At 73.7% G+C, this 9,812-nt stretch carries 8 protein-coding genes; 2 read left to right on the top strand and 6 right to left on the bottom strand.

Going from position 1 to position 9,812, the window contains the following annotated elements:
- Positions 1-258: 258 nt before the first annotated feature.
- From AC07A6_RS38025 to AC07A6_RS38000, 6 genes are all read right to left on the bottom strand, one after another.
- Entirely contained in the window at positions 259-1,401 is a 1,143-nt protein-coding gene (locus AC07A6_RS38025) for a glycosyltransferase family 4 protein (RefSeq protein WP_362468758.1), read from the bottom strand.
- A 21-nt stretch (positions 1,402-1,422) separates the two neighbouring features.
- Positions 1,423-2,547, bottom strand: a complete 1,125-nt coding sequence (locus tag AC07A6_RS38020) for a hypothetical protein (RefSeq protein ID WP_478780171.1) — start codon at positions 2,545-2,547, stop codon at positions 1,423-1,425.
- A 25-nt stretch (positions 2,548-2,572) separates the two neighbouring features.
- On the bottom strand, positions 2,573-3,634 hold the full coding sequence (locus tag AC07A6_RS38015; RefSeq protein ID WP_478780170.1) for a C40 family peptidase: 1,062 nt from the start codon (positions 3,632-3,634) through the stop codon (positions 2,573-2,575).
- 236 nt (positions 3,635-3,870) lie between these two features.
- Positions 3,871-4,890, bottom strand: coding sequence for a C40 family peptidase (locus AC07A6_RS38010; RefSeq protein ID WP_478780169.1), 1,020 nt, complete (start codon positions 4,888-4,890; stop codon positions 3,871-3,873).
- A gap of 193 nt (positions 4,891-5,083) precedes the next feature.
- On the bottom strand, positions 5,084-6,448 hold the full coding sequence (locus AC07A6_RS38005; RefSeq protein WP_362468761.1) for an NYN domain-containing protein: 1,365 nt from the start codon (positions 6,446-6,448) through the stop codon (positions 5,084-5,086).
- A 39-nt stretch (positions 6,449-6,487) separates the two neighbouring features.
- Positions 6,488-6,727: a hypothetical protein gene (locus AC07A6_RS38000; RefSeq protein ID WP_007263676.1), complete on the bottom strand. Its 240-nt coding sequence runs from the start codon at positions 6,725-6,727 to the stop codon at positions 6,488-6,490.
- 113 nt (positions 6,728-6,840) lie between these two features.
- On the opposite strand from AC07A6_RS38000, the gene AC07A6_RS37995 reads away from it, so the two are divergent.
- Positions 6,841-7,548: a rhomboid family intramembrane serine protease gene (locus AC07A6_RS37995; protein ID WP_362468750.1), complete on the top strand. Its 708-nt coding sequence runs from the start codon at positions 6,841-6,843 to the stop codon at positions 7,546-7,548.
- A gap of 199 nt (positions 7,549-7,747) precedes the next feature.
- Positions 7,748-9,778, top strand: coding sequence for a zinc ribbon domain-containing protein (locus AC07A6_RS37990; RefSeq protein WP_478780168.1), 2,031 nt, complete (start codon positions 7,748-7,750; stop codon positions 9,776-9,778).
- Positions 9,779-9,812 lie beyond the last annotated feature (34 nt).

Here is a 9,812-nt window from a genome sequence, read left to right as displayed (position 1 = left end):
CGCGCCTCAAACGCCGGCGAGGCTATAGATAGCCCCGCCGGCGTTTGAGGCGACGGGCGCGCAGCGCCCGTACCGGGTCAGGGGCGGAGCCCCTGGGAACGGTGGAAGGGCGGGTAGGGGACCCCGCACCGCGCAGCGGCACACCCACCGGCACCGGCCACCGGAACCGGCCCCGCCCCACGTCCGACGGCCGGAGGCTGTCGCAGCGGCGCGAAGCCGGTAAGGCGCCCCGGCGCCGCACCGCACGAGCGGCGCGTTCTAAAGCAGCGCGCGGAGGCCTTCGGCCAGGTGGTCCCAGCGCCACTGGCGTTCGACCCACGCACGCCCCGCCTCGCCCATGCGCGCGCGGAGTTCCGGGTCGCGGAGCAGGGTGATGACGCGGTCCGCCGCGTCGTCGGGGGCGCCGCCCCGGACCACCCACCCCGTCTCGCCGTCCAGCACCGCGTCCGGCGCACCGCCCGAGTCGCCCGCGACCACCGGCAGGCCCGTCGCCGAGGCCTCCAGGTAGACGATGCCGAGCCCCTCCACGTCCAGCCCGCCCCGCCGGGTCCGGCACGGCATCGCGAAGACGTCCCCCGCCCCGTAGTGGGCCGGCAGCTCCGACCACGGGACGGCGCCCGTGAAGACCACCGAGTCCGCGACCCCCTTCGCGGCGGCCAGCGCCCGCAGGTCCGCCTCGTACGGCCCGCCGCCGACGATCAGCAGCGCCGCGTCCGGCACCGCCGCCAGGATCCGCGGCATCGCCTCGATCAGGGTGTCCTGACCCTTCCGGGGGACGAGACGGGACACGCAGACGACCACCGGGCGGTCGGACAGGCCCAGCCTGGCCCGGACCTCCGCGCCGCCCGAGCCGGGGTGGAAGGTCTTCTCGTCGACCCCCGGCGGGAGCTGGACCATCCGGGCCGCCGCCCGGTCCGTCACCGCCGAGGCGATCCGCGAGCGCGTGTACTCCCCGAGGTAGGTCAGGGTGTCGGTGCCCTCGCCGATCCGCCGCAGCAGCTGCCGCGCGGCCGGCAGCTGCGCCCAGCCGGCCTCGTGCCCGTGCGTCGTGGCGACGATCCGCCGCGCGCCGGCCCTCCGCAGCGCCGGGCCCATCAGCCCGAGCGGGGCCGCGGCCCCGAACCACACCGACTCGCAGCCGTGTTCGCGCAGCAGGGACACCGCCCGCCGGGTCACCCGGGGCGTCGGCAGCAGCATCGTCGTACGGTCGCGCACCACCGGGAACGGCTGTTCCGCGTCGAAGGCGGCGGTGGCCTCGCGGCCCTCCGCGCCGTGCTTCCAGGTGGACGCGTAGACGACGACCCGCTCGGGGTCCAGCCGCAGCGCCATGTTGTGCAGGAAGGCCTGGATGCCGCCCGGGCGCGGCGGGAAGTCGTTCGTCACGATCAGCGTCTTGTGCATCCCGGCCAACGTACCGGACGGCTACCGCAGCTCCTGCCGCAGCGTCTCCTGCCAGGCCTCCGTGAGACCGGCGGCGTCCGTCCCCAGGGCCTGCTCCAGGGCCGTCGGCAGCGGTTCGCGGCCGGCCAGCTCGTACAGGCGGACCAGCGCCGCCTCGCCCCAGCGGGCGGCGACCAGCCGGCAGGCCAGCCAGGCGCCCTCGTACGCCCGGGCCGCCGCCGACGGGTCGCCGCCGAAGGCGAAGTCCCCGTCGGCCGGCAGCGCCCCCGGCAGCTCGCCGCGCCGCACGGCCCGCGCCAGCTCGGGCGCGCCTTCGGCCGGGGTGGTCCCCGTCCCCCGGTACGCCGCCCAGTCCGCGAAGCCCTCCGACAGCCACTGCGGGGTCCGTGCCGAGGTGGCGGCGCGGGTCGCGACGTGGGTGACCTCGTGGGTGAGGACGATCCGCCGCCCGGCCTCCGAAAGGCCCGCGTACCCCTCCGGGTTGACGACGACCCGGTCGGCCGGCGCCGGCCCGCCCCCGGTGCTGCCGGTGGTGACGGCCCCCAGGCCCCGGTAGGTGTCGGCCGGCCGCCCCAGCAGCGCGGCCATCGCGTCCAGCGTCGCGGGGGCCAGGACCACCACCCGCCGCGCCCACGGCCCCGGCCAGGCCGCGCCGGCCGCCGGCACCGCCCGGTCCGCCTCGGCCGCGAGGTCCGACAGCTCCTGCGGGCTGCGGCCGACCCCGAGGACCAGGCTGTGCGCGCCCCGCACGGCGGCCGGATCGCCCTGGTCCCACAGCTGCGCGGGCGCCCCGGGGGCGGGCCGGTCGGCGGTGACCCGCCAGCCGGCGCCGTCCCGGGTCAGCTCCACCTCGCGGGCCGAGCCCGCCGGGGCCGCGTCGTAGCCGGCGAGCCGGTAGCGCAGCTCCGCGCGCGCGAAGGCCCGTGCGCCGTCCAGCTGGACCGAGGTGACCTGGTACGACCAGCCCTCCAGCGGGATCCCGGCGAGCCGCGCGGGCGGGGCCGCCGACCAGTCGGCCACGACCCGCCGTACGACCGCGTCGGTGGGGGCGATGCGCACCGGGTCCGCGCAGCCGGCCACCGCCGGGAGCGGGCACAGCGCGAGCGCGAGGAGGCGTACGGCGGTGCGCCGACGGACCGGGGTCATCCACCGATCGTACGCACGGCCGGACTCAGGGCCGGGTCACCGAGGACACCGGCATCATCCCGACGGGGTCGTACCGCACCCGCGCGCCCGGGTACGGGGCGTGCACCACCTGGCCGTTGCCCACGTACATGCCGACGTGGCTGGCGTCGGAGCGGTACGTCACCAGGTCCCCGGGCTGCGCCTGCGACAGCGGGACCCGCCGGCCCGCGTACCGCTGGGCCTGCGAGGTGCGCGGCAGGGAGACTCCGGCCTGGCGGTACGACCACACCATCAGCCCGGAGCAGTCGAAGCCGGAGGGGCCGGTGGAGCCCCACACGTAGGGCTTCCCGACGGCGGCCCGGGCGGCCATCACGGCGGCCATGGCGCGGCCCGAGGCGTGCCCGCCGCCGGCGGGCAGGCCGGGCAGGCCGGGCATGCCGTCTCCGTGGCCCCGGCCGCCGGAGCGGGAGGCGCGCTCGAAGTCGGCGCGCTCCTCGGAGGGCATGTCGTTGAGCAGCCGGCGCGCGGCGGCGAGCTTCGCCGTGACGGAGCGCTTCTGGGTGGCCACCTCGGTGCGCAGCGCCTCCAGTTCGGCGAGCTTGCGGGAGGCGTCCTGGCGCTGCTGCCCGATCCGCCGCTGCTCCTCGCGGAGTTCGGCCAGCTGCTGGGCCCGGCGGCCGCTGAGCCGGCCCAGGACGGCGGCCTTGTCGAGGTAGGCGGCGGGGTCGTCGGAGAGCATCAGCTCGACGGTGGGGTCCAGGCCGCCGGAGCGGTACTGGGCGCCGGCGAAGGTCCCGAGGACCCCCCGCATGGTGTTGATGCGGTCCTGGCCGCGGGCGACGGCGTCCTGGGCCCGGGTGATCTGGGCGCGCAGGGCGTCGGCCTTCTCGCCGGCCTCGTTGTACCGCTCGGTGGCCTGCTCGGCCTCCTCGAAGAGCCGGTCGACCTGGGCGCGGGCGCTTCCGGCGGGGTCCTGGGGGAGGCCCGGGGAGGCGAGCGCGGGTGCGCCCGTGATGGCCACGGCGGCGCCCGCCGCGGCGGCGGTGAAGGCGGTGACCTTGGTGTTCCGGTCGAGGCCGCTGAGCCCGGACCGGCGGTGGGACGCCATGGGGAACCGCTCCCTTCCGCAGCGCGGGGCCCGGGTCCGCCCCCCATGGACGGCCGTGTACCGGGGTTCCGCGCTGGCAGACAGTAGCCGTGCGACCACGCACCGGCCAACGACCGCCGGGGAGCGGACATGACGGCGCCCCGCCTCAGACGCAGGTCATGGGCGGGGCGCGAGGTCAGGGCGGGTCCGCGCAATTCGCCCGGATGGGCGGTGTACGGCGCGTCCGGGGCGGGGGGTCAGATGCGGACGCCGAACTGGAACGGCATGTTGTCCATCGACTCGTACTTGACGCCTCCGCGCGGGTTGGAGGCGTGCAGGGTCATGTTGTTGCCGGCGTAGAGGCCGACGTGGTGCAGGTCGTCGTAGAAGAAGACCAGGTCACCGGGCTGGAGCTGGCTGCGGCCGATGCGCGTGCCGTCGTTCGCCTGGGTGTAGGTGGTGCGGCTGATGCCGACGCCGGCCTGGCCGTAGGCCCACTGGGTGAGTCCGGAGCAGTCGTAGGCGCTGGGGCCGGTGGCGCCCATGATGTACGCGCTGCCGAGCTTGGTCTTCGCGGCCGCCAGCGCGGCCCCGGCGCGGCCGGAGGCCTTCACCGCGGGGGCGGCCTTCTGCCCGGCCGCGCTCTGCCTGGCCTCCTCCTCCTTGAGCCGGCTGCGCTCCTGGGCGCTGAGCGTGTTGAGGAGGGCCTGGGCCTCGGCGAGCTTGTCCTGGGCGGCCTTCTTCTTCTCGCCGAGTTCCTTGCGGGTGGCGTCGAGGTCGGCGAGCTTGCTCGCGGCCTCCTGGCGCTGCTGGGCGAGGGCGCGCTGCTTGGCCTGGATCCTGGCGACCGCCTCCAGCTGCCTGCCGCTCAGCTGCTGGAGGGTGGAGGCCTTGTCGAGGTAGGTCTCGGGGTCGCCGGAGAGCAGGAGCGCGACGGAGGGGTCGATGCCGCCGCCGCGGTACTGGGCGGTGGCGAGCGAACCGAGGGTGTTGCGCAGGCCGTTGAGCTCGTCCTGGTCGCGGGCCACGGCGTCCTGGAGCCGCGCGATCTCCTTCTCGAGTTCCGCCTGGTGCTCGCGGGCCCCGTTGGACTTCTCGGTGGCCTGTTCGGCCTCCTCGTAGAGGGCGTCGACCTTGGTCTTGACCTCGTCCTTGTCCGGTCCGGCGGGGGCGGCCACGGCGGACTGCGCGGAGAGGGCGACCGCCGCGGCGGCGGTGGCGGTGAGCACGGTCGCGCGCGTGCGGGCCGGCGGCTTGGGTCGGCGGTGGGACGCCACGGGGGCGGGCTCCTTCTCCTCAGGGGCCCGCACCCGAACGGGTGCGCTACCGCACGAAGGTTTGAGCGGACCCTAGCGAGCTGCCCTTGATCACTTCAAACCCCCTGCGGAAAAAATCCCGTCGCCGTTCCGCTTCCTTCACAGAAGCCCCACGCTGCGTGCCGAGGAGCTGACGGTACGTCTTCCGCTTGCGTTACGAAACGCGCGAAAGCCGCTTGAGCAGCAATGCGGACGTCACCGGCCGGGCACCCGCCTTCGCCACCCCGTCGGCCACCTCGCGGTCGGTGGAGACCACCACCACCGGACGGCCGGGCGGCTCGGCCCGCACCAGCTGGCGGATCAACTCGTCCGCCGTCACACCGGCCTTGGAGAACAGCACCCGCACCCCGCGCGGCGGCGCGAGCAGCACCGGCGCCGCCAGCTCCGCACCGTCGAAGACGCACGTCATCTCGGCACCCGTCTGCGCGGCCAGCATCGACAGCCCGCCCAGCAGCCGCAGCCGCTGCTTCTCCAGCGGCATCGTCGGATAGCCGGTCTTCGTCACGTTGTAGCCGTCGACCACCAGATGCGCCTGAGGGAGCGCCAGCAGCTGGTCCAGCAGCGCCGGATCGGTCTCCGACAAGGCGCGCGCCGCGATGTCCTTCGGTGTCATCCGGCCCGGCTCCACCGCGTCCACGGTGTCGGCCGGCCGCGTCGAGACCGGCGGCAGCGCCAGCTCGCGGCGCAGCCCCGCCGCCGCGTCCAGCACGGTGTCCAGCAGCAGCCGCAGCCGCATGTCCTCGATGCTGCGCCCCTCCCGGGTGGCCCGGCGCGAGGTCTCCAGCGCCGACTCCACCTCCGCGAGGCGCGACTTGAGCCGCCGGGACTCGCTCTCGGCGGCGGCCACCTGCGCCGCCGCCTCACCTCGGATCCCGTCGATCTCGCCGCCCAGCTTGCGCAGGGCCGCCTCGCCCCGCTTGACGTCGCTCAGGGCGCTGCGCAGCTTGCGCTGAAGCGATTCCGCTTCCTTCCGGGCGGCCTCCAGCTCGGCCCGCACCTGCTCGCCACCGGAGCGCTGGGCCTCCTTCAGCTGCGCCAGCTCCTCGCGCAGCCGCTCCAGCTCCCGCCGCGTCTCGTCGCCGACCCGCTCGGCGTCGGCGCGCTGCGCCTCCTCACCGGCGGACGCCACCAGCTTGACCCAGCCGGCCGGGCGCAGCACGTACGCGGCGGCCGCCACGTCCAGCGGGTCCGCGGCGGCGGGCGGGGCACCCGACTCCAGGGCCCCGGTCAGCTCCGGCTGCGCCTCGCGCAGCTTCTCCGCGATCCGGCTGCGGAAGACCCCGTCGGTCTCCACGGCCGCGGCCATGGCGTTGCCCGCGAACTTGGCGCGCCGGGTCGGGGTGAACCGGGCGTACTGGCGCAGCTGCGCCGGGAGGTCCCCGACCGTCAGACCGCCGAAGGCGTCCGAGACGATCGCGACGACCCGGCGCCGCACGCCTTCCGGCAGCGGGCGGTCGAGGACCTCCGCGGCGTCGCCGGCCGCGTCGGCCGGCGTCGCGCCGCTTGCTGGCTCCACAATCCGTCACCCCTACCGTGATCTACTGTGGGCCCGGCTCCGTCAGGAGTCGGTGCCCGGCCTGTCCACGAGCTCGATCTGGTCCACCGCGTTGCACCAGCGGCAGCGGACCGACTCGATGGTCTCACTGACCACCTCGCGCTCCTCGACCTTGGGCTCCCCGGCGAGATCGAGGTGGACGTACTCCACGACCTTCGACGATCGGGTGACATCGAACCGCGTGAGGTTGCCGCACAGGGTGCAGCGCCACCGGGTGGTGTCGGTCGGCAGGGGAACCGTCATCAGGCCGCTCTCTCCTTCGTAGCTCATTCAATTAAAGCCCTACGCCGCGGTCGGCGGACCGCAGCACGTAACCCTACGGCCTGGCACCACCCTCAGGTGGGTCCGCCTGCGTCATGCTCTGTCGCATGATCGTAAAGTGGCGGACCCTGTGCGATGCCGCCCGGGGCCCCGTGGTCACGTACGCGCTGATCGCCGCCTGCTGCACGGTGTTCTTCCTCGGCCCGGCTTCTGGCCTGAACCCGGCCTACGGGACGGGTGATCTGCTGACGGAGACGGGGACGGCGTACTTCCGGCACTGGGGCGTCGTCCCGGACGAGCTCTTCTCGGGGGCCGGACGCCCGCTGCTGACCCCGCTGACGGCGCTCTTCGTCCACGGCAGCTGGCTGCACCTGCTCGGGAACATGCTGTTCCTCCACGTCTTCGGCGCGATGACGGAGGAGCGGATGGGCCGGGCCCCGTTCCTCGTGTTCTACGTCTGCACGGGATACCTCGCGCTGGCGGCCTACGCGGCGGCCAACGCGTCCTCGGACCAGACCCTGGTGGGCGCGTCGGGGGCGATCTCGGCGGCGCTGGGGGCCTTCCTGTGCCTCTTCCCGCGGGCGCGGGTGACCAGCCTGTTCCCGTTCCTGCTCTTCCTGCCGCTGCGCTTCCCGGCGTGGATCGTGCTGCTGTTCTGGTTCGGCCTCCAGTGGCTGGCCGCGCACCGCGCGGGGAGCGGTCCGGGGGTGGCCTACCTGGCCCACGTGGTGGGGTTCTCGCTGGGCTTCTGCTACGCGTGGGCCCGCTATCGCCGTAGAAGGTGTTCCGCGATTCAGGCGTAGTCGATCTCAAGGTTGTGCAGTCACGATGCCCTTGCGGTTGCCGGGCCAGGACGCCAACGGCGACTACGCGAAGTCATGACGCTGCCGCCTTCGGACCTCTTCCTGTCGAGGAATTGTGATGGCCATAAACCCCATTCATTGGGCGAACTGCTCACATAGGGTGCGTAGGGCGACTGATCCGTGACGGGAGGTGATGGCGGTGCAAGCTGCCCGCGCGCAGCGGAGGTTCCGGGGGAAGAACAAGGCCCCGAAGTGGCAGAAGCCCGACGATGGTCAGGTGTCGGTGATGGTGCTGCCGCTTGCCGTCACCTGCCCCGCCGACTTGGCCCGGCTGGAGAAGCTGTTCGACGCGATGTGGAGTATCAAGCGGGCCGTCCAGCGTGATGCCCGCGCCAGGGTCAATGCCTACTGGGCCGCGTTCCACGAGCGCGACGAGCACGGGGCGAAGGCCGTCCGGCAACGTCTCGGCCTGTCCCGTGAGACCCTGGAGCGTTGTGCGTACAAGCACCTCGAAGCCTCCGGGCACTTGCAGCACCATGCTTCGAAGGCCCTGGCGATGCACATGGCCGACGAGGTGTGGAACGGCGTCCAGCGGCACCTGTTCCCCGATGCCACCGGCAACCGCTTCGGGAAGCCGAAGACCGGGCGGTGGTACGACTTCTTCCGCGTGCCTGGCCGCGCCCGCTCCCACACCACCGACCGCAAGTGGGAGACCTTCCGCCTGGTCGGCAGCCTCCACGGCCACACCATGGCCTACACCGACGGCGGCCGGCACACCTTGATGCAGCCCCGCCGCATGCCAGTGCCGACCGTGCCGTCAGGCACCGTGCCCACAGGCAGGGCCACCGCGTCGGGTAAGCCCGGCGTCCGGAAGGCGACCTGGTGGGACCACACCGGGCCGCTCGCCGTGGTGTTCTCCGGTGGGCCCGACAGCAACCGGGGCGACCTCGTGCTCCCGGTGCGGGTGCCGCAGCGACCAGGCCAGTGGAAGCGGGTTGAACACTTCCTCGCCAACCCCGGACGCTGGCACAAAGTCGATCTCGTGCGCCGCCGTAAGGCGTCCGCGCCGGGCGGCTGGTCGTACGAGGCGCACCTGATGATCCTCGGCCCCGGCTACACCGCTCCCGCCATCCGGGCCATGCGTGAGCAGGCCGCCGTCCTGGACCGGATCGGCGGAGTGGACGGCAATGTCTCCAATGTGTCCGTGGTCTCCCTGCCCGCCGGCCTGGACCCCGCCGACGGCAAGCCGCAGTCCACCGAGATCACCCTCAGCCCCGAACAACGGTCGCTCCTGGAGCGGGAAGCACGGACGAGGCGCGGCCGTGCGCGGGCCCTGGAGCGCTCCCGCCGGGCGACGAATACCGAACAGTACCGGCTGTCGAAGAAGCAGGCCCGACGGGCGGAGCAGCGGACGGCCAAGGGCCTGAAGCCCAAGGCCGTCACCGTGCCCGGTGGCGCCCGTGCCGCCCGCGTCGATGGGGTGCCGAAGCAAGCGTTCCGCCGTGACCGGTTCTCCACCGGCTACCGGTATCTGTGCGCCCGCCAGGCCGAATCCGCTGCCTCGTCCGCCGATCACCGCAGCCACCGTGCCCGCCTCCTCGCCCGGCAGATCATCGCCGTCCACGGCCCCGTGCTCGTGATCGAGGACTGCGACATCCGCACCTGGTACCGGCTGTGGGGCAAGCCGCTCTCCCAGACCACCCCCGGCCTGCTCATCGCCGCCCTTGAGCGTGAATGCCAGGCCACTGGCGGCAGGCTCGTACGCGCCTCCACCTGGTCCACGGCCCTGTCCCAGCACTGCCTGTGCGGCAAACGTGTCACCAAGGCCCTGCGCGACCGTGAGCACCAGTGCAGCGCCTGCGGCCTCGCCGGAAAACGAGACCTCGTATCCGCCGCCCTGGCCGCGTTCGTCCGCTTCACCGACGCGGACGACCCCAAGACCGCCTACCTGGACACCACCGCGTCCCGGCACGCGCAGATCACCTTCTCCGAAGGGCTGGAAGAAGCCCTGCGGGAGTCAACCGCACCGAGCCAGACCACCGTTCGCGGTGCTGGTCATGCGGCAGTCCCACGGCAACGCCGTGGAACCTCTGCTCCCCGAACCGCCGGACGGCGGTCCCGAGCGACCCTGGATGAGCCACGCCACGTGCGTGACCACGCCGGAAAGCCCGGACACCGCCCCGGCTGCAACCCGCAGCTCACCTCTGGTGAATTGCGGATCAAGTCTTAGAGTGAGGAGACCAGTGCCTGACTGACTGGACTGA

It is taken from the genome of Streptomyces sp. NPDC044002, assembly GCF_056434525.1.
The sequence above is the reverse complement of the archived record's forward strand: the minus strand, read 5'-3'. Positions and strand labels throughout refer to the sequence as shown.